Raw genomic sequence first — 24848 nt, 5'->3', positions numbered from 1 at the left:
TGGGAACAAAAAGTAGCAGTCCCGTTTCACTTTTAATATGGGGCTTAGTTTTTTGTACCCAGTTTAAGAATACTTTTATCATGTAATTTTATATGCCCGAAAACATATAAGTGTTTTGGGGCTATTGGAGTTATTTACCCAGTGATAGGAGTATTTATCACTGGGTATTTTTATGCCCTTTTTTGGGTGTTGATAGGAGGAAAATCACATGAAAATAATTAACTTAGGCATTCTGGCTCACGTTGACGCAGGAAAGACAACATTAACGGAAAGTTTATTGTATACCAGTGGTGCAATTGCAGAACTAGGGAGCGTAGATGAAGGCACAACAAGGACAGATACAATGAATTTGGAGCGTCAAAGGGGAATCACTATCCAGACAGCAGTGACATCTTTTCAGTGGGAGGATGTAAAAGTCAACATTATAGATACGCCAGGCCATATGGATTTTTTGGCGGAAGTATACCGTTCTTTATCCGTATTAGACGGAGCAGTATTATTAGTTTCTGCAAAGGATGGCATACAGGCACAGACCCGTATACTGTTTCATGCACTACAGATAATGAAGATTCCGACAATTTTTTTCATCAATAAAATTGACCAAGAGGGGATTGATTTGCCAATGGTATATCGGGAAATGAAAGCAAAGCTTTCTTCGGAAATTATAGTGAAGCAAAAGGTTGGGCAGCATCCCCATATAAATGTAACGGACAATGACGATATGGAACAGTGGGATGCGGTAATTATGGGAAACGATGAACTATTAGAGAAATATATGTCAGGGAAACCGTTTAAAATGTCAGAACTGGAACAGGAAGAAAACAGGAGATTCCAAAACGGAACGTTATTTCCCGTTTATCACGGAAGCGCTAAAAACAATCTGGGGATTCGGCAGCTTATAGAAGTAATTGCCAGTAAATTTTATTCATCAACGCCTGAAGGTCAATCTGAACTATGCGGGCAGGTTTTTAAGATTGAATATTCAGAGAAAAGGCGGCGTTTTGTTTATGTGCGTATATATAGCGGAACATTGCATTTGAGGGATGTTATTAGAATATCTGAAAAAGAGAAAATAAAAATCACAGAGATGTGTATTCCGTCAAATGGTGAAATCGTCCCGGCTGACCATGCCTGTCCGGGAGAAATTGTTATTTTAGCTGATGATACTTTGAAACTGAACGACATTCTGGGAAATGAAAAACTCCTGCCTCACAAAACATGGATTGATAATCCCATGCCATTACTTCGGACAACGGTAGAGCCGCAAAAGCCGGAGCAAAGGGAAGCCCTGTTAAATGCCCTCGCAGAGATTGCTGATACAGACCCTCTTTTAAAATATTATGTGGATACTACAACGCATGAGATTATACTTTCTTTTTTGGGGAATGTGCAGATGGAAGTCATTTGTGCCATCCTTGAGGAAAAATATCATGTGGAGGCAGAAATAAAAGAGCCTACTGTTATATATATGGAAAGACCGCTTAGAAAAGCAGAATATACCATCCACATAGAAGTCCCGCCAAATCCTTTCTGGGCTTCTGTCGGGTTGTCCATAGAGCCGCTCCCTATTGGAAGCGGAGTGCAGTATGAAAGCAGAGTTTCACTTGGATATTTAAATCAATCGTTCCAAAATGCGGTTATGGAGGGGGTTCTTTATGGCTGCGAGCAGGGGCTGTATGGATGGAAAGTGACAGACTGTAAAATCTGTTTTGAATATGGATTGTATTATAGTCCTGTAAGTACCCCCGCAGACTTTCGGCTGCTTTCCCCTATCGTATTGGAGCAGGCTTTAAAAAAAGCAGGGACAGAACTATTAGAGCCATATCTCCACTTTGAAATTTATGCACCGCAGGAATATCTCTCACGGGCGTATCATGATGCTCCAAGGTATTGTGCAGATATTGTAAGTACTCAGATAAAGAATGACGAGGTCATTCTGAAAGGAGAAATCCCTGCTAGATGTATTCAAGAATACAGGAACGATTTAACTTATTTCACAAATGGGCAGGGAGTCTGCTTGACAGAGTTAAAAGGATACCAGCCAGCTATTGGTAAATTTATTTGCCAACCCCGCCGCCCGAATAGCCGTATAGATAAGGTTCGGCATATGTTCCACAAGTTAGCTTAACAGCTTGCAAAAGTCATATAAAATGAGATTTGAAAGGAGAATGTAACTTCATGTTTGCTAAAAATTCAAAGGCATATTCTGTCTACCTGCTGTTCCGATTTGTCTGTTCCCTGGCGGTTTCTATGTCCACAGTGCTTTCCATCGTGTACCACCTGGAGGTGGTGCAGCTGGATGCTTTCCAGCTTGTCCTGGTAGGGACGGTTCTGGAGACCTCCTGCTTTCTGTTCGAGATACCCACCGGTGTGGTGGCGGATTTGTATAGCCGTCGGCGCTCGGTGCTGATTGGAATGTTCCTCTACGGCCTGGGCTTTCTGATGGAGGGTGCGCTACCGTGGTTCGCGCCGGTTCTGCTGGCCCAGGTTGTCTGGGGTTGCGGTGATACCTTCATCACCGGCGCTCTGGAGGCGTGGATTGCCTCGGAGGAAGAGGACAAACCCATAGACAAGGTGTTCCTGCGGGGCAGTCAAATGGGGCAAATCGGCGGCGTTCTGGGCGTGGTGCTGGGCACACTGCTGGGAAACATAAACCTGCAAATGCCTGTCATCTTGGGGGGCAGTTTGTGCTTGTTGTTGGGGCTGGTGATGGTTCGCATCATGCCAGAAACCAACTTCTCCCCTGCTATTGAGGAACGGCAGGGCTTGCTTAAAGACTTTGTCTGCCTGTTCAAGCTCAACCTGGGCTTTGTGAAAGGCGCACCTGTGTTGCTGGCGCTCTTAGCAATCACACTATGCGGGGGACTTGCCAGTGAAGGCTTTGACCGGCTCTCCACCGCTCATTTTCTGGATGACACGGTAATACCCGTTATCGGGCCGCTGAACAGCGTCACTTGGTTCGGTGTTATCAGTCTTATCGGCAACGGCTTAGGTATTCTGGCTTCTCAGTTGCTCATCGCCCGCATGGAGAAAAAAGGGACTGTCAGCCGAACCAGTGTGGTCATGTCCACCAGCGCCGGGTATATCCTGTGCCTGGTTCTCTTCGCGGTGGGGCGGAGCTTTTGGTTCATGTTGTTGGTGTTCCTGCTGGCGGGGCTTATGCGCACCATCAAGGAGCCTGTGCTGGCCGCCTGGATGAACGACCATGTGGATGAGAAAATGCGCGCCACAGTCTTTTCCACCAGCGGACAGCTGGACTCTTTCGGGCAGATCATCGGCGGGCCTATTGTGGGGCTGGTAGCCCAGCAGGTGTCCATACCCTGGGGGCTGGTCTGTACCGCTTTCCTGCTGTTGCCCGCGCTGTTCTTAGTGCCGGTGGCGGGAAAGAAGCGGGATTGATATGGCATAGTTAAGTTTACTGACGAGCGGGAGATTACTTCCGCTCGTCTTCATTTAGTAGCGCAAAATTTGAGGACTCTTTATTTCCTTATTCGGTATAGCGGAGGCGGCTGTCAATTCGACATAATTTTCTTGTGATACTTTACCGTACATGAGCATTTGTTTCGTATTTGAAAGAACAAACTCACCAAATAAAAAAAACGATATTCGGGTGGGTTATTTTGTTATACCCTAAATTACCCTCTGAATTTGTTTTTAAATTTGGAGGGATTTTTTTATGTCCTTTTTTCGGGCAGTTATCTATCTGCTCATACGAAGCAAAATTTATCAATACATAGCATATCAGAGAACGGCAGGAAACCAGTTAAAAAAATTTCTGCCAGTGCAACGGTACTTCTCACCTTGAAAGTAGAAGTACAATCTCCATACAATAGAATTACTATTTCCTATAACCGTAAAGGTCACAGAGCCTTTGCGGTTTTTCTTTTGTCGATTTTTGTTGGAAAGTGCCGTAGGGCTGTTTCTGATATGCGGTGTCGTTCTCCGCCTCTCCATCTGGATTTTTTACATTTCAAAAATTCAGATGGGAGGTATTTATGGTGAAATATGCACCAAGAAAGGTATATATCAGAGAAAGTGGCGGCTATGTGGAATTATCCTACACGGAGTTCTGCCGTTGCAGGGAATCCGACCAGACCTATATGGACAAGCTGTTTATCCCCATTCAAGGCTGTCTGCTTGAAGTCGTGAGGGAGCAATACACAGACTTCTACCGTGACAAGGAACGGTGGCGTTATCTGCAAAAATTAGATACAAAGAATAGACTGCTATCTCTCGACGGATTTACGGACAGCGAGGGGAATCCTCTGGACTTTATCACTGATGAAGCGGTGGACATTGCAGAAACCGTTGTCAATGCGGTCATGGTGGACAGGCTGAAAGCCGCCCTGCCTTTGCTGTCGGATAGTGAACAGGAGCTGATACAGGCAATCTTTTTTGACGGACTTTCCGAGCGTGAAGTCGGGGCGAGGTTGGGCATAACCCAGAGCGTTGTAAACAAACGCAAAGCCAGAATCCTAATAAAACTAAGAAAGATAATAGAAAATTAAAATTTAAGGCGTTCAGCCCCCTTGTTTTTTCCTTTGGGAAGATGAGGGGGCTTTTCTCTGCCCTCTCAATCAATTCTGATTGGAGGAAGTAAGAATGGCATACAACCACGGACGGGAGGACAGGAAATGGCGTATCTGGAAAGAAGCGGAGGAAAAGCTGCTGCGTGAGTGCGGCGTTGATGAAGCGACCATTGAGCAGATACGCATGGCGGACAGGGCAGACTTCAATTCCAACAGGCGGTTTTACCGATGGACGAATGACGTTGCGGAATATCTTGAGGACATGGCAGGCAGGGAGCGGCAGGCGGAAGTGGGTACGGTTGCGGAGTTACTGGAAGAGATTGAGAGCGAAAATCTCTATCAAGTATTAGTCACGGTGGACGGGCGTACCTTGAAAATCGTCCTGCTGAAAATGCAGGGGTATTCCACAAAGGAGATTGCCCCGCTTGTGCATTTGACGACTGGTGCCATCTATGCGAGGTTAGACCATCTGCGGAAGAAGCTGCGGAAAATTTTATAGCTTCTAAAACAGCCTGCCATCCTGCGGGCTACTGGGTGAGGGATGGAAATCCCCTCACTCATTTTTTGCAGGAGGACAACAGGATGGCATACAGGGTTAAGGCATACACGCTTCGGGAGGAATCCACGGAAAGCGGCACAAGGTATTTTATCAGCTTTAAGGACGGGCAGGGCAAATCCCACGAGTTGGAAGTGTCGGAACAGTTCTTTATGGAGTTTCGGCAGATGGAGCGCAGGAACAGGAATCTTTTCTAATGGGACGAGCGGCACAGGGAGTTTAACGAGGTATGGGACGAAACCCTTTACAGACGGGCGTTGCGTGTGCCTAAGAGCCTTGATGAACGCATGGTTGAGGAAGAACGGAATGAAACGCTCTATAAGGCGGTTGGGAGCCTTCCAGAGATACAAAGGCGGCGTTTCCTGCTCTACTACGAGTATGAGTTCAATTTTTACCAAATCGCCGCTATGGAGCATTGCACCGCTTCGGCAATACAGAAATCTGTTGCGATTGCAAAGGAGAAAGTAAAGGCGGAAATTGAAGAAATATCTCCAACCGTGACCGACACCGCCCGAAAAAGAAATCTGTTTTTTATTTGTGTGGGATTGGCGGCATTACATACTCTCACTTTTTTCCGTGGGAGTAAATCTATTTTTAAGGAGGTCAACGCCTATGTGCAACGAAAACAAAGACACCGCCCGAAAGGAGGAAAGCCATGCAGAAGTTACAGACAGTCAACGCCGAAACGCTCCTTTATGAACCGCTTGAGAAACCATCCTTTGTGGTGGACAGCCTTATCCCGACAGGCTTATCGCTGTTCTGCGGCTCACAGAAGATAGGCAAAAGCTGGCTCATGCTGAAGCTATGCTTATGCGTGTCGCAGGGAATCCCTTTATGGGATATGCCGACAATGGAGGGCGATGTGCTTTACCTCTGCCTTGAGGACACGTTCTGCCGCATACAGGACAGGTTATTTCGTTTGACGGACGAAGCAAGCGGGCGGCTCCACTTTGCCGTGGCAAGCTGCAAGCTGTCAGACGGTCTTATCGTGCAGCTTGAAGATTATCTGAAAGATTACCCAGACAGCAGGCTCATTGTCATTGATACCTTGCAGAAAGTCCGTACAGCTTCAAAAGACAATGCCTATGCAAGCGACTATGGGGACATCTCCCTCATCAAAGACTTTGCCGACAGGCACTCTCTGGCGGTCATTGTCGTACACCACATCCGAAAGCAGAATGACAGCGACGTGTTCAACAAGGTGTCTGGGACGACAGGATTAACGGGGAGTGCGGACGCTACCTTTGTTCTGGAAAAGGAGAAACGTGCGTCTGACACCGCCAAGCTGTATGTGACGGGCAGGGACACGCCTTATCAGGAATACACGCTGCGTTTCCGTGATTGCCGTTGGGAGCTTGTGGAGCGGAAAACGCAGGAGCAGCTTGCGAAAGAAACGATACCAGATGTCCTTTTTCGGTTGGTGGATTTTATGAGGGATAAGGAAGAATGGATAGGCACGGCAACGGAACTGTTAGCCGCTATGGGGGAAACGGAAACCATACCCACGGTGATTACGAAATGGCTGAATGAATACCGCACCACATTTTTAAGCGAGAACCGTATCTGCTACCAGTACAGCCGCAGGAAAGACGGCAGGCGGATTGCCCTTGCAAGGAGGGCGGGTGACAGCGGTGATGGTGGTGACAGCGATATTAGGATACCCCCCTGTTACTGTCATTGACGCTTAAAGCCATGTAAAGCTGGCGGCTCTGCCCTGCGGGTGACAGCAGTGACGGTGGTGACAGTGATTTTAGGATACCCTGCCGCTGTCATCCCTACGGGAGAACACCCCGTAAACGCAAAATGCAGGCGTGAGATTTACTCGCCCTTTTCGGTCGTGTAAAACCACCCCTGCGGTCAGAAAAATCATTCCGATTTTTCCGACTGCGTTTACAGGGTGTAACACACTACACTTTGCCCTGCAAAGTCGTGTGCCAGACGTTCCCTCTGGACTCCCTTAAGGCAGGGCTGTGCCCTGCTATCCTACGCCTTACGGCTTCGGATAAAAGAATGGCGGCATGACGGTGACGGCTCTTGCGAGGGGGGTATCCCAAAAACACCGTCATCATCGACATGACCGTCATGCAGGGGGTGAGGGTGACAGTTGCGGCAGTCGGCAGGGGGTATCCCAAAACTGCTGTCACCACCGTCACCGCTGTCACCCCAAAGGACGGTCACCCGCCGAAAGAAAGGAGGAATCCGCCTATGCCTTATGCAATCCTGCGTTTCCAGAAACGAAAAGCGGGCGGCGTTGCGGCTTGTGAACGCCACAACGAGCGGAAGAAAGAAGCCTACAAAAGCAACCCAGATATAGATATGGAACGCTCTAAAAACAATTACCATCTCATAGCACCACCAAAGTACACCTACAAGAAAGAGATTAACCGCATGGTAGCCGAAGCGGGGTGCAGGACAAGGAAAGACAGCGTGATGATGGTGGAAACGCTCATCACAGCTTCACCAGAATTTATGAACCAGTTACCGCCCGAAGAACAAAAAGCGTATTTCCAGACGGCTCTTGACTTCATTTCGGAGCGTGTTGGAAAGCAGAATATCCTCTCCGCTGTCGTCCATATGGACGAGAGAACGCCCCATATGCACCTCTGCTTTGTGCCGATTACGCCAGACAATAAGCTGTCAGCGAAAGCTATCTTAGGCAACCAGAAATCATTATCCGAGTGGCAGACCGCCTACCATGAGCGGATGTCCTCACGGTGGAATCAGCTTGAACGGGGGCAGTCCTCAATGGAAACCAAGCGGAAACACGTCCCCACATGGCTCTATAAATTAGGCGGCAGGCTTGATAAACAGTATGAAGAAATCGTGTCTGCCCTATCCGACATCAACGCCTTTAACGCAGGGAAGAAAAGGGATAAAGCGTTAGATTTACTCTCTGCATGGCTGCCAGACGTGGAGAAATTCTCTAAGGAAATCGGGAAACAGCAGGCGTATATCGACAGTTTGAAAGAGAGAATTGGGCAGGAATCAGACTATGCGGGGCGTATGCGTGATGAAAAGTACGAGCAGGAACTAAAGGTGCAGAAAGCGAATCAGAAGATATTTGAATTGCAGAGAACCAACGAGCAGATGGGGCGGCTGCTGTCAAAAATACCGCCCGAAGTGTTGGAAGAATTGCAGAAAAATCATAGAAGCAGAGCGAAAGAAAGGTAGATATGTGAATGAAGAAACAGGATTTTAAGGTGTTAAAGACCAAAGACTTGTACCCGTTCCCCGACAATCCGTTTCATGTGGCAGAAGATGAAACACTGTCAGAGTTAGCGGAAAGCATCAAGGAATTTGGCATTGTCACGCCGATAATCACACGCCCGAAAGAGGACGGGGACGGTTATGAAGTGATTGCAGGACAGCGGCGTGTCCGTGCTTCTGAACTTGCAGGGATAAATACCGTGCCTGCGTTTGTCCTGCCCTTAGACCGTGACCGAGCCATCATCACCCTTGTAGACAGCAATTTGCAGCGTGAGAATATCCTGCCATCGGAGCGGGCGTTTGCTTACAAGATGAAATCCGAAGCCATGAAGCGGCAGGGTTTCCGCACAGACTTAACCTCGTCACAAGTTGTGACGAAGTTGCGGACGGACGACAAGGTGGCACAGGGCTTCGGCGTGGGCAGGATGACCGTGCAGCGTTTTATCCGCCTGACGGAACTGATACCGCCGATTTTGCAGATGGTGGACGAGGGGAAAATCGCCCTCACGCCTGCGGTGGAACTGTCCTTCTTGAAGAAAGACGAGCAGGAAAACCTCTTTGCCACGATGGAGAGCGAAGAAGCAACGCCCTCACTCTCACAGGCACAGCGGATGAAACAGTTAAGCCAGAGCGGGCGGCTTGACATGGATACGATATTTGCGATTATGACGGAGGAAAAGGGCAACCAGAAAGAAACCTTGAAAATCAACACAAGCAAGCTGAAAAAATACTTTCCGAAGAACACAACGCCGAAGCAGATGGAGGAAACCATCATCAAACTTTTGGAGCGTGAGTTGCAGAGGAAACGCAACCGTGACAGCCGCTAATCTTCTTTTTTCGGGAAGTAAATACAGAGAGTTGAGGTATGGAGAATGAGAGAAATCCAGTATGAAATCGTAAAGGAAATCGCAGTATTGTCTACGGGCGACAGTGGCTACACAAAGGAAATCAATCTCATTTCATGGAATGGGAAAGAGCCGAAGTATGACATCCGCAGCTTTTCCCCGAACCGTGAAAAGTGCGGCAAGGGAATCACGCTGAACGCTGATGAAGCGGCGGCACTCCTTAAAGCATTACAGAAAGAATTAAACAGCGAGGATTAATGGTATCTGATTGGCAGGGCGGGGACATTTCCAAACTCTTCCCTGCCCTGTCTGGAAAGGAAGATTTAAGTATGGGCGAGGATAAGAAAGCAGATAAAAAGAGAAAGCGTATCGTGCCAAAAGCACCAGTGCAGATGATAATCAGCCGTGAATATGTCGGCACACAGACCGTTACAGAAGCGTTTGTCCCGATTATCTCCGAGGATATTCGGAAGAAGATTGCCGAGGGCGACACCTTCGACAATGAGGGGCTGTCCGCTTAGAATGTACGCAATGGGACATGAAAACAGATAGGACAGATACGGAGGTTTTACAGTATGGCAGGAATCAAAGAAGAAAAGAAAATCTATTTAGTCGGCATTTATTGCCGCTTATCTAAAGACGATGGTACGGATAACGAGAGTGCGAGCATTGCGACACAGAAATCCATCCTCACGGATTATGTGAAAAAGCAGGGATGGCACATAGCAAAAACGTATGTGGACGATGGTTATTCTGGTACAAATTTCCAAAGACCAAGTTTCCAGAATATGATAAAAGACATTGAAAGCGGTCTGATAAACTGCGTGATTACGAAAGATTTATCCCGTCTGGGGAGAAACTATCTTGATTGTGGGTTATATCTGGAAGTTTTCTTCCCAGAGCATAACGTGAGGTATATAGCGGTCAATGACGGCGTAGATACCTTGAATAAATCTGCTATGGACATCACGCCTTTCCGCAACATTTTAAACGAAATGTATGCCGCTGACATATCTGTTAAGATAAAATCGGCATATCGGGCGAGGTTTCAACAGGGGAAATTCATGGGAACTACCGCCCCTTATGGCTATATCAAAGACCCTGCCGACCACAACCATCTGCTGATAGATGATAAAGTGGCACATGTTGTAAAAGAGATATTCGACCTTGCATTAAAAGGGAATGGAGTTGCCAAAATTTGCAGACATCTTAATAAACAGCATATCCTACGCCCTGCCGCTTATGCGGCGGAGCGTGGCGAAACAGGCTTTGAACGTCATTTTGAGGGGAACGAGGACAAACGCTATATTTGGAGTGGGAACAGCGTGAGGAGCATTTTAAGAAGCCCGATATATGCGGGAAATCTTGTAGGCTACAAACGGATTGCCGCCAATATGAAAAGCAAGAAACGCCCCTCTAAGCTGCCCGAAGAATGGGAAGTGATACCCAATACCCATGAGGGAATAGTCACGCAGGAGGAATTTGATATTGTCCAACAGCTTATTACAAGTCGTAGGCTTCCACAGAACAAGGGAGGATTTGTAAATATTTTTGCAGGCGTTATCAAGTGTGTGGACTGCGGATGTGCTCTGCGGGCAATGAACGTACACAGGAGGAAACGCCCAGAGATTATCGACTGTGTACAGTATTCATGTAATAATTATGCAAGAAACGGAAGAAGCGAGTGTAGTGCCCACAATATAGAAGCAAGGGATTTATTCAATGCCGTTCTTGCCGACATCAACTGTTTTGCGGATATGGCAGTGAATGATGAAAAGGCGGTCAGGGCCATAGAAAAGCGGCTCACGGAAACAGACCAGAGCAGGGCGAAAGCATTAGAGAAAGAACGTAAGAAGCTGAACAAACGCCTTGCGGAACTGGACAGGCTGTTTTCCTCTCTCTACGAGGATAAGGTCATGGAGCGTATTACCGAGCGGAATTTTGAGATGATGTCGGGGAAATACCAGAAAGAGCAGCTTGAAATTGAAGCAAGGCTGAAAGAGGTGACGGAAACTCTTAATGAAAGCTACGAGAAATCACGGGGAATCCGTGACTTCCTCGCCCTTATCCGAAATTATCAAGGCTTAAAAGAACTGGATGCAACAGTTATAAACGCACTCATAGACAAGATACTTGTTTCGGAGCGTGAGAAGATGGCAGACGGAACAGTGAAGCAGGAAATCAAGATTTACTATAAATTCATCGGCTTTGTCGATGAATTACATATCATACCTACAAAACGGTGGGCAGCAATGCCCGCTAAAAATTGTACGGTGTGCGGCGTTGAATATGTCCCGGGCTCTGGTGCATCAAGGTATTGTCCTGCTTGTGCCAAGAAGATACGGAGGGAGAAATCAAACGAGAGCAAACGCAGGAGCAGAGAACAGAAAAGGATAGCATGTATGAACTGTCCGCAAAAAATGACCGACTGATATTGAACAGCAGGAAGGGCGTATTTTGCGACAGGGCAATCTTAATCCAAAGGTCAAGATTTTCCGCTATGTGACGGAAGGAACCTTTGATAGTTATTCGTGGCAACTCATTGAGAACAAGCAGAAATTCATCGGTCAGATCATGACAAGCAAATCTCCGGTACGTTCCTGTGAGGATGTGGATGAAGCAGCACTTACTTATGCGGAGGTCAAGGCTCTGGCAACAGGAAATCCTTACATCAAGGAGAAGATGGACCTCGATATTCAGGTTTCAAAACTGAAACTTATGAAAGCAAACCATACCAGTCAGAAATACCGACTGGAGGACAACATCGCAAAGCATTATCCCCAGCAGATTACAATTTTAAAGGAGCGTATCAGCGGGATGCAGGCAGACATTCAGGCTGCGAAAGCCAACCTTCCGGTGGATAAAGAGCAGTTTTCCATGAAAGTGGGGGACAAGCTCTATACGGATAAAAAAGAAGCCGGAACAGCCCTTGTGGAGATGTGCAAAGAAATAAAAACAGTCAATGCCCCTGCGGTCATTGGCGAATATGCAGGTTTTAAGATGGCAGTATCTTTTGATGCGTTCAACCACAAATTTGTGATGAACCTGAAAGGTCAGCTTTCCCACAATCTGGAAGTCGGTTCAGACCCGATTGGAAATATTGCCCGTATCAACCATGCACTGGAATCCATGCCAAAGCAACTCATGGAAGCACAGACAAAACTTGAAACTGTGGAGCATCAGCTTGAAACCGCAAAGGTGGAGGTAACCAAGCCTTTTGCGCAGGAAGCGGAGCTTGCAGAGAAGTTAGAGCGTCTGTCTGCATTAAATGCCCTGCTTAACATGGATGAAAAGGGCAATGATGGGATTGATATGGATGATGAGCCGGAAGCTCCAAAGAGCGAAAAAGAGGTTGCAGACCGTCCGGCGAAGAATATTCCGATTGCAGAGAAAACAGTGGGTACAGAGCAGGATAAGGGCATCAGACAGTATGCAGATGCACCTGCAGAAAGAGTGTCTCTGAAGGCGAAGCTGGAGGTGATGAAAGCAAAGGTTGCAGGAGGAGATACAGAAAAGCCTATGCCACAAAAGGCAAGGGGAAAAGAAGAAACCTTATAAAAAATTTGAAGTTTTTTATTTTTATTCCCAACTTTATTCCCAACATGTTATAATTATTTTGGTTGGGAATAAAAGTTGGGTAAAGGAGCATACTAATGGATATTAAACAAATTGTTTTAGATTTATGTGCCTTAAGTGATGAACAGGAATGGTTTGAATTTAAGGAAAACTGGTTTCAGCCTGAGGCATTAGGCGAATATGTATCTGCCCTGTCAAATGCGGCGGCTTTTCATTATAAAAAATATGCGTATTTCATTTGGGGTGTAAATGATACAACCCATGAAATTGTAGGAACAACATTTAACCAGTATTGTGAATATAACAAGGAACCGTATCAGAATTATCTTGCGAGAAATCTGTCACCAAGCATAAATTTTAGTTTTGAAGAAACAGAAATTTATGGAAAGAGAGTCGTTGGTTTGGTAATTCCTGCGGCAACCGAAATTCCTACGGCATTTAAAGAAAAGAGGTTTTTAAGGATAGGATCATCAAAATGTAATATGAAAGATTACCCTAAGAGAGAAATTGAACTTTTCAAAATACTTGATGGAAGAACGGAAACGATAGAAACGGTACCGGCGAAGTATCAGGACCTTACATTTCAAAAACTCTTTGGATATTATGGTTCAAAAGGGATTGTTTTAAATCAAAAGACGTTTATTAAGAACTTAGGATTAAAAACAGAAGAAGGAGAATTTAACATTCTAGCACAGTTATTATCAGATAATTCTCATTTTCCGCTTCGTGTATCTATTTTTGATGGAGAAACAAAAGGCTCTAATCTTTTCTCAGTGCGTGAATTTGGAAATGACTGTTTATTATACAGCTTGGACGAGTTATTGCGTTATGGGGATGTGTTGAACCTAATCCAGACGGACGAAACAGACAGGGTTGTTGAGAGGAAAGAGGTTCCTTTATTTGATAATAAGGCATTTCGTGAGGCTATCATAAATGCCGTTCTGCACAATAAATGGGTGGAAGGAAATGAGCCTATGATTTCGGTTTTCTCTGACCGGATAGAGATACTATCGAGAGGAACACTTGCTCCGGCACAGACCATGGAGGGATTTTTCTTAGGAGAATCAATCCCTGTAAATGAAAAGTTGTCCGAGATATTTCTTCAACTGCATATAAGTGAGAAATCCGGACGAGGGGTTCCTAAAATTACGGAAATGTATGGAAAAGATGCATTTTCATTTAGGGAGAATTCCATTGTTGTTACTATCCCATTTGAGAGAATAAATAAGGTTGGGAATAAAGTTGGGAAAAAGGTTGGGGATAAGAAACCCTTAAATTCCAGAAGACAAAAGATTATTGCAGAAATGAGAGACAATCCAAATATTACAACTGCGGAACTTCATAACATATTAGGCGTGAGTGAAACAGCAGTAGAAAACAATATATCATTTTTAAGAGAAAATGGTTATATAGAGCGGGTTGGCTCAAAAAAGGCAGGATACTGGAAAGTATTATAGCAGTTTAATTTAATAGTGTGATTATGCAGAAGGCAGTCCATAGTGGGCTGCCTTTTGTCGTGCAAAAAAATGAAAATATGGAGGTTTATTATGGCAGACGAAAATATGAATACAATTCATATAACAGAAAAACAAAAAGTACAGGAAATTACAGACAAGCTGGAGGAAGGATTAAAGGAACTTTTTGAGAGTGAAAAGTACAAGACTTATCTTTCCACCATGTCAAAATTTCATAATTACAGCTTTAACAACACTTTACTTATCGCTATGCAAAAGCCGGAAGCAACGCTTGTAGCCGGATATAAGGCATGGCAGAAGAATTTTGAAAGACACGTTAACAAAGGAGAAAAGGCAATCCGTATTCTTGCACCTGCCCCTTACAAAATTAAAGAGGAACGGGATAAATTAGACCCTGTGACCGGAGAGATGATGTTTGATGAAAACGGTATGCCCCAAAAGGAGCAGGTAGAGGTCACGATTCCGGCGTTTCGTGCTGTGTCTGTATTTGATGTATCGCAGACAGACGGAAAGCCAATTCCGGAACTGGAAGCACAGGAGCTTTTATCTACGGTGGAGGGATATGAGGACTTTGTGCAGGCACTTATGAATGTTGCCCCGGTTCCCATTGGATTTGAGGATATTCCCGGCGATTCCAAAGGATATTTCCATACAGAGGAAAAGCGTATTGCAGTGCAGGAGAATATGAGCGAGAGCCAGACTTTAAAGACAATGGTGCATGAGGTAGCTCATTCCATGCTGCATAATAAGGAAATCAATCGGGATGATTTGATGGAGGCACCTGCAAAGGACAGAAATACAAAAGAAGTAGAAGCAGAAAGTGTTGCCTATACGGTATGCCAGCATTTTGGCATAGATACCTCGGATTATTCCTTTGGTTATATTGTAGGGTGGAGCAGTGGCAAGGATATGAAGGAACTGAAATCTTCGCTGGACATCATACGAAAGACATCATCAGAGCTTATTACAGGAATTGAGGGAGTGTTAAGGGAGTTGCAGCTTAATCGTGAGATGGAGCAGGAACAGAGTAAAGAGTGTATCCTGTTGATACAGAATGAGGATTTGACGGAGTTCAGCCTTGTAAATGTCCGTGGAATGGATACTCAGGAGCTTGTAGCTGCTCTTTCTAACATGAGTGAGGATGATAAACTCAGTATACAGGCATACTTGGAAAGTAAAGGTGCATGGACAACAGAGCTTGGCAATGAGAAATCAAGAGAATTTGAGGAGTATCATCTTGATGTTCGTTACAATCTTGATACAGATGAGATTATTGATGTGAAAGCAAAAATTGCAGAGCAGATTGACAGTAATCATTCGGTTATGGAACAGGCAGAGCAGCTTATCAATCAGTTGGAAGCGAAGAAAAACATATTTACATCAGATGAGCGAAACCTGATTGTGAATTACGCTTATAAGCTTGATGATATGGACAAGACGAGGGAGCTTGCAGAAAAGCTGGCGTATCAGATTGAATATGCACAGCAGGATGTGGGTCTGACTATCATAGATGCACAGGCAGAGATTGATGCACTTCCAGACCCGATGATTGGTTTGTCTGAAATGCGTGAGTACGGTTATACATGGAATGAAATGCTGCCACTGACGCAGGAGAAAGCATTGGAATTGTTTGACCATGATTTGCCCGTGTATCTGTTACACAATGATGGTTCGGAAACCACGGTAGAAGATAGAAAACAGATTACGGGGCATGAAGGAATTTTTGGCATTGAAAAAGGTGATTGGGAAAATGAAAGAAAACTTCGTTCTATACAGGCTGAACTTTCGGACAATGAAATAAATAAAGAAGCAAAGCTTTTGTACGGCAGTTCTGACAAGTACGGTATTTATCAGTTGAAGCATAATCCGGAATTAGATCATTTGCGGTTTGAGGGCACAGAGTCTTTAAAGCGTATGGGTATTACAAAGGACAATTTTGATGCTATCAAGCCAGAAAATTATGAACTGATTTATGTAGGAAATCTGTCTGAACTGCAAGAGCAGACAGAGGGCGAAATGCTGGAAGCAATCTATGAGAAATTCAATATAGACCACCCGGAAGATTACAGAGGGCATTCCCTGTCTGTCAGTGATATTGTGGTCCTGCATCAGAATGGGAAAAACAGTGCTCATTTTGTGGATTCCTTTGGATTTACCGGACTTTCTGATTTTATGCAGACTTTGGAGGGAGTAAAAGAGCAGGAAGCGGAGATTGACACCTCTGGACAGGATGTCCAGAAGTCAGAGCCGGAGAAACAGGAGCTGGAGACTTCGGACAACACGTTGGAAGATGGGGATGAAATCATTGACCTTGGTGATGAAAAGGAACAGGTGCTTGCAGATATGAAGAAATCCTTGGAGATTGGGGAAGAAACCGAGCTTGCCTTTCAGATTGCAGACCGCTATATCAGTATCCAAGAGGTGGATGGAGGCTATGATTATTCCATTATGGGAGCCGATTATAAGGAGATTGACGGTGGAGTTTATGACAATCCGGATGTGACAATTAGGGAGGCACTGACAGACATCATAGATGATTTGAAATCCGCTCCAGACCATAACGGAGCGAAAGGGAGTATTAAGGAAAAGGATGAGCTGATACCGATTGATTATGATGGATTGATGGAAAAGGTTGAGGAAGCCAATGAAGTTGTACCAAAAAATCAAGAGAGCAGCATCATAGCAGATTTCAGGGCAAAGACCAATGAAATGTTCCATGACATTAGTGAAATGAATCCGGCAGAAATAGAAGAAACGATAAAATGCCATGTACAGGCAAAGATTGATGAGTATGATATTGATGCCACAATCATTGATGCTGTTGTTGTAGGAAGCAGGTGTAGAGGTTTGGAGAAGGACAGCTCTGATCTTGATGTGGTAGTGGAACTTTCTACGAATGAGAGAGAGGATGACTTATTCAATGCGTTTAATGAGGACGGGTTACATATCGGTGAGGTAAAGGTTGACATCAATCCGATTACTGCCCAACGTACCGGGACACTGGAAACGTATCTGCCACAGGCTGAGAAGTATCTGGAGAGCATCCGGCAGGAAAGGGAGCAGGAGCTGACACAACAGATGCATACACAGGGCGAAATGAAGAAAGAAGAGGTTGAAGTAACATTGATGGTATCCGAGTGTGGAGAATTTCATAATTTGGGAGAATTTTATGAGAATATTCCCACAGTAGAGGAGGCAATCGCTATCTGGAAACAGATACCGCCAGAACAAATGCATGGCATTCCTGCAATCGGCATCAATGTTCACAGACCGGGAGAAGAAAACTATATGGATGACGAAGTTGACCTGTTATCGGGTAACCGGATTGATCTGGAGATATTAGAACATATCCCAAGTATAACCGGTGAACCGAAGGCTATGGAAGTCATTGCAGAGCTTGTAGCAAAGCTGCCTGAAATGGAGATAGATGGTGTCATGTCTGAAGATATGGAAGCAAAGGTATGGGAGAAACGTATGCCGGATTTGACACCTGCAGAACAGCTTGCTGTGGAAATTGACCGTTTCAGCCATGATTATGATATTTATTCCTACCGCAACAACAACCCAAATATGACGGAAAGCGTGTCAGAGATTTCCGAGATGATAGTTCAAGGGAATACGGAGCCTATTACAGACTGGTTGAACGAGGTTATTTCCGAGGGAGCTTTGCCAGACGAAATGCAAAGGGCAAAAGTATTGCTGGAAAAATTGGCTGAATACAAGCCTCTTGCCAAGATTGAAGAAATGGAAGAACAAAATTATAACATGATTGACAATGTGCTGAATAATGGTGCAGAGAAAGCACAGAGGGAAGCAAACAAGAAGAATCAGGAACAATCTGCGGTAAAAGTTTCCTTAAAAGCTAGATTGGCTGAGAAAAAAGCACAGGTGGAAGGTTGTGGACAGGAACATGAAGTACAGGAAAATACAAAGAAAAATCAGAGGGAGATATAAGCGATGAATAATAAATTTACAGTAGAAGAAGTTAATTTAATCTGCATTTTTGAGTGTAAGAGCAGGACAAAGGTTATAAGTGATATTAAAAAAGCGATTAAGCATTTGGATGATGGTGAAATGGTAGAATTGTCAAATCGGGTAGTTGCCAAGTTGAATAATATGACAGATAAAGAATTCGAAGTGATGGAGTTTGTAGTAACGGAATAGAAATAGTTTTGCTGGCAGAGCATGGAAATGCATGTGTTTTGCCAGCATAAATTATATTAGCTTGACACAAAAATATTACGGGTGTAATATTTAACACGAGAGAATTTTTTTTAGTTTAAAATCTTACAAGTGTAATATTAAAGGTGAGTAGGAAATATATTTTGTAAAGAACGGAGGTTAGACAAAGGTGAAGCGTAGAGTAAGAAGGAAAAAGAAACAAAGAACGACAATTTGTTTGACGGTATTTGTGTTGGGAATAACGTTTATTGGAGCTATTGTATGTATTGGCATTTTGTATAGAAAGCAAAATACATTGGTTTCTCCAGAAGAACTTTTAGTTGAATATATGAATCATATTCCAAAGCAGGAGTATGAAGAAATGTATGCGATGTTAAACATTGAAGCATCAAGAAATATAAGTCAGGATGATTTTGTAAAGCGAAATTCGGCTATTTATGAAGGTATTGAAGTGGACAATATGGAGATTGAAGTTACAGCATATGATGAGGAACGAAAAGCAGTAACTTATCAAACTTCTTTTGATACGGTAGCAGGTAATATCAGTTTTGAAAATGAGGCAATTTTTCAGAAGGACGAAGAGGGATATGAGTTGGTATGGGACGATTCACTGATCTTTCCGAAATTAGGTTCAACAGACAAGGTAAAGATTTCTACCACGCAGGCAAATCGAGGGGATATTTTGGATAGAAATGGGCGGGTTCTTGCCGGAAAAGGCGTTGCATCTTCGGTTGGAATTGTACCGGGAAAATTGGAGGATAGAGATGAAGCTATTCAGCAAATAGCAGAGTTGTTGGAAATTGAACCAGAAGTGATTGAAAAGATGCTGTCTGCAAAGTGGGTAAAAGAAGATTCCTTTGTACCAATTAAAACGATTCCTAAAGTGGCAGAAATTGAGTTAATGAAAATCGAGCCGGATGAAGAGGTGTTGAAAGAGAATGAAAGACAAAAAAAATTGCTTGAAATTCCGGGAGTGATGATATCTGACACTGAGGTGCGAGAGTATCCATTAGGTGAGGCAGCTGCGCATTTAGTAGGTTATGTACAGAGTGTTACCGCAGAAGATTTAGAGAACCATGCGGGAGAGGGATATACAGCCAATAGCGTAATGGGTAAAAGCGGAATGGAAGGTTTATTTGAAAAAGAACTGAAAGGACAAAACGGCTGCGACATTTATATTGTAGATTCTGATGGGAACAAGAAAGCGGAACTTGCGAGCATATTTGTACAGGATGGAAAGGACATACAACTAACTATAGATGCTGAACTTCAGAGGTCATTATATAAGCAGTTTAAAGAAGATAAAAGTTGTTCTGTAGCGATGAACCCGTATACAGGAGAAGTTTTGGCTTTGGTCAGTACACCGTCCTATGATAATAATGATTTCATCATGGGGTTATCTAATGAACAGTGGACTGCACTGAACGAGGACGAGAATAAGCCGATGTATAATCGCTTTCGACAGGTATGGTGTCCTGGATCGACTTTCAAACCGATAATTGCAGCAATTGGGTTGGAATCAGAAGCAATTGATCCGATGGAGGACTATGGAAATGAAGGGTTAAGTTGGCAAAAAGATTCTTCATGGGGGTCTTATTGTGTGACTACACTTCATACATATGAACCTGTCATTTTAGAGAATGCATTAATTTATTCAGATAATATTTATTTTGCAAAAGCTGCATTAAAAATTGGTGCAGAGGAGATGGAAAGATCATTAACGGAACTGGGATTTAATGAAGAGATTCCATTTGATATTAAGATGGCAAAATCACAATACTCTAATACAGAAAACATTGAAACGGAAATACAATTAGCAGACAGTGGTTATGGACAAGGACAGGTTTTGGTAAATCCTTTGCATATGGCATGTATCTATTCTGCTTTCTGTAATGAGGGAAATATTGTAAAACCTTATCTGGTATATCAGGCTGAAGCGACTGTTACGTTTTGGAAGCCGGGAGCATTTTCTAAGGAAACAGCAAACCAAGTATTAGAAGGCACAAAAAAAGTTGTGAATGATTCTCATGGAACCGGACATGCAGCTCATCGTGATGATATTGTTTTGGCAGGAAAAACTGGTACCGCAGAGATTAAGACATCAAAGGATGATACTTCAGGTACGGAACTGGGATGGTTTGCTATCTATTCGACAGAGGAAACAGTGGAACATCCTATATTGATTATCAGCATGGTTGAAGATGTAAAAGGAAGAGGAGGAAGCGGCTATGTCGTTAAAAAGGACAGTGCAGTATTGGAGGATTGGTTTCATAGCAATTAGTATTATGATATTGCTTAGCGTTCCTGGGTGTGGTGATACACATTTGGAAGATGAACAAGTAGTAGAAAGTGAAATTGCAGTTCAAGATCAACAACAAAATGTGAAGGACAATGAAGATGAGATTATAGAAATTTGTTCGCAGCTGTATAAAAAAGCTTCAGAGGAGAATAAGATAGCAGATTTAGAAATGATTCGTATTATTGTAAATCAGTTTGGAGAAAATGGGTATCCGGCTGTTGACAGCAGAAATCAGATTGATATGACTGAGGCAGAGCAGGTAGAGTGGTTCTGTGAAATGGTGGATACGCAGGAAGAGGCTGAAATAACAATTATTGAGGTCAGTTACTTGGGCGGATTTATAAAATATGATTTGGAAACAAAAGACGGAAATGTGGATGTGGTCAGAAGCTATTATAAGTACGAAAACGGAAACATGAAACGAGAGGTGACAGGAAGTTATCAGGCGGAGTATTGGAATTATACAGAAGACGGTTATCTTATGTTTTCAGGAGTTTGGTTTTCGGAAGAATTATATGTACTGACATTGAGCGGAGCGGAGGAGCATACTGCATTACGAGTACAGCCTTTGGATGAAACATACAGAGAGTTGAGTCGGAAGTATCTTCTTCCAATCGGCTTTGAACAGAATAATATGTTCATTGTAGATTGGAGCGAGGATGATTTTGGAGAATTGAATTTCTACGATATGTTTGACCTGCTCTATCCAAAAGTTTATGGGACAAATATTCCTTATGTTGCAGATGACAATTTGGGAGTTGGCGCTGTTTATCAAATACCTAAGGATGATTTTGAGCGTGTTATCCTGCCCTATTTCGATATTGATAGTGAAACATTGCAATCCAAAACCATCTATAATGCAGAGGATAAAACATATGAATATAAACCGAGAGGATTTGAGGAAGTGGAGTATCCGGAATACCCATATTCAGAGGTAATCGGATTCACAGAAAACGGCGATGGAACACTTACTCTGACAGCCAATGTGGTGTTTCCGTATGTGGGGGATTCTAAAGTATATGCACATGAGGTTGTAGTTCGTCCTTTAGAGAATGGAGGAGTACAGTATGTGTCTAACCGAATTATACCATCCGAGGATAATTGTGAGGAAACATGGCATACACCTCGCCTGACAGCGAAGGAATGGGATGAAATATATGGAGGTAAATGATGGAAGATGTGAAATGGATGTTTAGAAAGTGCGGATTTCCAATTTTGATATTCTTGTTTGTTGTTATAGTTGGTACGGTCTGTTGGGAAAAATTGAAAACGGAGAAACCTCAAAGTGTAGCAGAGGAAGTATGGGAACCTCCTGTAGAAATCGAGAACAGCGAAGAGGTATCGGTAGAGGAAACAGATACGGAATCTTCTATGGAGTCTGTATATTGGTTCGTGCCTCAATCTGAGGAGTGCTTAATTACAGATGAGGAAAAGAAAGAATTACAAAGTATGGTATTATCAGCAGCCGAATCAGTCAGTGAAATATATGTGGATATAGTAATTTCAGATGCACCAAACTATTCTTCTGGTATTAGTGACTTCACTAGCGAACAGCGAAAAGTTGTTGTAGAACACTTGGGCAGTAAAGGATTGGTGAGTGTAGAAGAAGATACCAATATGCAGAATTATGAAAAAATAGAGACATTCTATGCTGAATATTTGGATGGTCATGATTCAATGGTAACAGTATTTGATGTACATAGAGATGGGTTGTTGGGTGCAGTAACTTTTATCTATCGTAAAAATAAATTGCAGACTTATTACATAGGAGTGCGATGGAAAGAAGGTGGGGTGCCGGAGATACAGGGTACTTCCGTTAGTGATGTGGCGGAGATCAAACTGACAGAAAAGGGTTATTTTATCTATGCGTATGAAGAAGTAATGGCTCATGCAGGTTTACGGGAGTATTGGAGAATAAAACCACTTTCAGATAAATGCAGAGAACTTACGGAAAAGTACATATCAGGATTAAGCTATGTGAATTACAATGTGCTTGTCACAAATTGGGACAGCAGCAATGTAGAGGACATTCTGATGCCTTGTATGTATGAAGATATTTATCGGATTTCTACGGGCGAAAATCTGAAAACTGAAGATTGGAAGATTCCGGCAGAGGAATATGAAAGGATAATGACTACTTATTTTCCGGTATCGGTAGAACAGTTGAAAGAGCATTGCGGGTATGCTGAGGGCAGCAACAGCTATGAATATGAGATGATTTATGCCAGCCCATACCCACCTTTTGGAGAGGTGGTTGACTATACAAAAAATGCGGATGGAACGATTACACTTATCGTAGATGGAGTATGGCCGGATTATAATTCTGATCTCGCTTTTCGGAATACGGTTGTGGTTCTGCCATTTGAAGACGGAACTTTCAGATACCTTTCCAATTCTATAGAACAAATTGAGTTGGAACTGCCGCCGATAGCAAGAAAGAAAGGATGATATTATGGCATTAAAGAAAAAAAGCATTCTACTGATTATGGCATTTCTGATTGGATGCGACCTGTGTGCCTGTGGAAAAGAAGATAGCGTTGTGGGTGAATCTCTTGTGGAAGATACGGAAGAAGTATCTTTCACGGAGGAAACAAAAAGTGCCGAGGAAGAGGCTGCAGAACAATGGGAAAAGGGCTACGACCTTCCAGTAGATGAACAGGAAAGGGAAGAAGCTGAGACTGACTGTAAAAAGCTGATGGAACATTATCTTGATATTTATGAAACTGCAGATAAAGGGATAGCATCCAATGTTGTTTTGGATGATCAAACGGTTCTTGAAATGCAGAAGAAGGTAAAGGACGCAGGATATCCAATTGCTACGATGGTAACGTATTCTAACATGGGGAATTATGAAAGTGTCGATAGTTTTCTTAAAGAATGTATGGAAGGGCAAAGCGGTTCTGTAGTAATTTATGAAATCCACAACGATGGTGGACTGGGCAGAATGAAATTCATTTTTGATGGAACGGATATGTATGTTGTAAGTACAAGAGGAATCTGGAATGCTGACAACGAGCCGGGAATTTCGTACATTTCATATACGAGACTCAAGGAATGGAAATACACGGAAAAAGGATGGTTCTGCTATGAGTTATGTGTGCCGGAGCCTCCAGAGGTCAGTGAAATCGTGGATGGAAGCTGCCTAATCAGAGTAAAGCCAATGACAGAAGAACAGCGTGAAATATCTGAACGTTGTGTTCAGGGACTTGGTTATCAGGGACAGAATCTTTTGTGTTCTAATTGGAATGCAGAAAATATGAGTGAGTTGGATTATAACGGAATGTTTGAATATCTGTATGGAATGAAATATGGAGAAAAGTTCAATTCTGAAGATTATCCAAATGGCATTCCGAAAGAAGAATTCGAAAGTCTGATTATGGAATATCTTCCCATAACAGCAGAGCAGATACGGGATTACGCAGTATTTGATGAGGAAAACCAGACCTATTATTGGGTGCGACTTGGATGCTTTAATTATGCGCCTACCTTCTTTGGGACATCTCTGCCGGAGGTTGTCGACATCAAAGAAAATGAGGATGGGACGGTTACGTTAACGGTGGAGGCAGTTTGCGACATGGTCATTTGCGATGATGCAGTCATTACCCATGAACTTACGGTAAGATTTGCAGAGGATGGCAGTTTTCAGTATTTAGGGAATCAAATTCTGAATGATGGAATTAAGCAGATTCCAGATTATCAATATCGTATCAATGTGAATTAAGGAGGCAGAGTATGAAAAAAGCAAAAATAGCGGGGATATGCTTGATTGTTTTGATACTTGCAGCATTTGTATCGGTTCCTGTTTACAATAATTACTGTGCATATAATGTAGAGAAAATGTTGTGTGAAACACCTTTGCCAGAACAGACAGAATTGATAGAAGCTATATCACAGACAGGGAAGCTGACGGGGAATGGAAATGGGATGCAATATTTCGGGGCAATTCTAATCAAGAGTGAATTGTCTTTAGAAGAACTGGATGATTACTATTCAGATTACAGGAGTAGTGAATGGGAATATCTTGTGGAAGTTCAGGAAGGGCAGTCTGTTGAGATGATTGAACACGGTGGACTACAATTTTCAGAAGAAATAAAGGACAACAGTTATTATATTGTATATTCTTGGGGAAGTGGAAATTCTTTATTGAGGGAATTGGATATACGTGGACACTAAAATGGA

General features: G+C 43.4%; 18 protein-coding genes and 2 pseudogenes. All 20 read left to right on the top strand.

Features of this window, described 5'->3' with window-relative positions; all coding sequences use genetic code 11:
• Positions 1–208 precede the first annotated feature (208 nt).
• A complete protein-coding gene (gene tet(O), locus ACTNC6_RS13840; RefSeq protein ID WP_109317840.1) occupies positions 209–2128 on the top strand; it encodes a tetracycline resistance ribosomal protection protein Tet(O) in 1920 nt (639 codons plus the stop codon).
• A gap of 50 nt (positions 2129–2178) precedes the next feature.
• The gene (gene tet(40), locus ACTNC6_RS13835) at positions 2179–3399 is read left to right on the top strand and encodes a tetracycline efflux MFS transporter Tet(40) (protein ID WP_024407615.1); all 1221 of its coding nucleotides are present in this window, start codon (positions 2179–2181) and stop codon (positions 3397–3399) included.
• A 599-nt stretch (positions 3400–3998) separates the two neighbouring features.
• The gene (locus tag ACTNC6_RS13830) at positions 3999–4508 is read left to right on the top strand and encodes a sigma-70 family RNA polymerase sigma factor (protein ID WP_105116765.1); all 510 of its coding nucleotides are present in this window, start codon (positions 3999–4001) and stop codon (positions 4506–4508) included.
• A 94-nt stretch (positions 4509–4602) separates the two neighbouring features.
• Positions 4603–5028: a sigma-70 family RNA polymerase sigma factor gene (locus ACTNC6_RS13825; RefSeq protein ID WP_000323895.1), complete on the top strand. Its 426-nt coding sequence runs from the start codon at positions 4603–4605 to the stop codon at positions 5026–5028.
• Positions 5029–5111: 83 nt separating this feature from the next.
• Positions 5112–5586 (top strand): annotated as a pseudogene (locus tag ACTNC6_RS13820) (RNA polymerase sigma factor).
• 154 nt (positions 5587–5740) lie between these two features.
• A pseudogene (locus tag ACTNC6_RS13815) lies at positions 5741–6773 on the top strand (AAA family ATPase).
• 517 nt (positions 6774–7290) lie between these two features.
• Positions 7291–8256: a MobV family relaxase gene (gene mobV / locus ACTNC6_RS13810; protein WP_001820668.1), complete on the top strand. Its 966-nt coding sequence runs from the start codon at positions 7291–7293 to the stop codon at positions 8254–8256.
• A gap of 8 nt (positions 8257–8264) precedes the next feature.
• Positions 8265–9119 carry a ParB/RepB/Spo0J family partition protein gene (locus ACTNC6_RS13805; RefSeq protein ID WP_000743700.1) on the top strand — a complete coding sequence of 285 codons (855 nt, stop codon included), beginning with the start codon at positions 8265–8267 and terminating at the stop codon, positions 9117–9119.
• Between the two features lie 45 nt (positions 9120–9164).
• Positions 9165–9395 carry a YdbC family protein gene (locus ACTNC6_RS13800; protein WP_001206986.1) on the top strand — a complete coding sequence of 77 codons (231 nt, stop codon included), beginning with the start codon at positions 9165–9167 and terminating at the stop codon, positions 9393–9395.
• A gap of 71 nt (positions 9396–9466) precedes the next feature.
• Positions 9467–9658: a hypothetical protein gene (locus ACTNC6_RS13795; protein ID WP_001820669.1), complete on the top strand. Its 192-nt coding sequence runs from the start codon at positions 9467–9469 to the stop codon at positions 9656–9658.
• 54 nt (positions 9659–9712) lie between these two features.
• Positions 9713–11569 (top strand): recombinase family protein, encoded by a 1857-nt coding sequence (locus tag ACTNC6_RS13790; protein WP_001820670.1) that lies wholly within the window; start codon positions 9713–9715, stop codon positions 11567–11569.
• A gap of 25 nt (positions 11570–11594) precedes the next feature.
• The gene (locus tag ACTNC6_RS13785) at positions 11595–12695 is read left to right on the top strand and encodes a helicase (protein WP_441044381.1); all 1101 of its coding nucleotides are present in this window, start codon (positions 11595–11597) and stop codon (positions 12693–12695) included.
• Between the two features lie 95 nt (positions 12696–12790).
• The gene (locus ACTNC6_RS13780; RefSeq protein WP_441044380.1) at positions 12791–14170 is read left to right on the top strand and encodes an RNA-binding domain-containing protein; all 1380 of its coding nucleotides are present in this window, start codon (positions 12791–12793) and stop codon (positions 14168–14170) included.
• Positions 14171–14260: 90 nt separating this feature from the next.
• Positions 14261–18142 (top strand): YodL domain-containing protein, encoded by a 3882-nt coding sequence (locus tag ACTNC6_RS13775; protein ID WP_441044379.1) that lies wholly within the window; start codon positions 14261–14263, stop codon positions 18140–18142.
• 3 nt (positions 18143–18145) lie between these two features.
• A complete protein-coding gene (locus ACTNC6_RS13770; RefSeq protein WP_441044378.1) occupies positions 18146–18352 on the top strand; it encodes a transposon-transfer assisting family protein in 207 nt (68 codons plus the stop codon).
• A 187-nt stretch (positions 18353–18539) separates the two neighbouring features.
• Positions 18540–20651 carry a penicillin-binding transpeptidase domain-containing protein gene (locus ACTNC6_RS13765; RefSeq protein ID WP_441044377.1) on the top strand — a complete coding sequence of 704 codons (2112 nt, stop codon included), beginning with the start codon at positions 18540–18542 and terminating at the stop codon, positions 20649–20651.
• A complete protein-coding gene (locus tag ACTNC6_RS13760; protein ID WP_441044376.1) occupies positions 20599–21840 on the top strand; it encodes a DUF6070 family protein in 1242 nt (413 codons plus the stop codon). The genes ACTNC6_RS13765 and ACTNC6_RS13760 overlap by 53 nt, the downstream gene beginning before the upstream one ends.
• Positions 21840–23117, top strand: a complete 1278-nt coding sequence (locus ACTNC6_RS13755; protein ID WP_441044375.1) for a DUF6070 family protein — start codon at positions 21840–21842, stop codon at positions 23115–23117. The genes ACTNC6_RS13760 and ACTNC6_RS13755 overlap by 1 nt, the downstream gene beginning before the upstream one ends.
• Before the next feature lie 4 nt (positions 23118–23121).
• Entirely contained in the window at positions 23122–24390 is a 1269-nt protein-coding gene (locus tag ACTNC6_RS13750; protein ID WP_441044374.1) for a DUF6070 family protein, read from the top strand.
• Positions 24391–24401: 11 nt separating this feature from the next.
• Entirely contained in the window at positions 24402–24842 is a 441-nt protein-coding gene (locus tag ACTNC6_RS13745) for a hypothetical protein (protein WP_441044373.1), read from the top strand.
• The last annotated feature ends 6 nt before the right edge of the window (positions 24843–24848 follow it).

Origin of the sequence: Blautia sp. HCP3S3_C4 (assembly GCF_052064095.1) — a bacterium.
Classification (GTDB): domain Bacteria; phylum Bacillota; class Clostridia; order Lachnospirales; family Lachnospiraceae; genus Blautia_A.
Note: the sequence above shows the minus strand (reverse complement) of the source record. Positions and strands in the feature narration are given on the sequence as shown.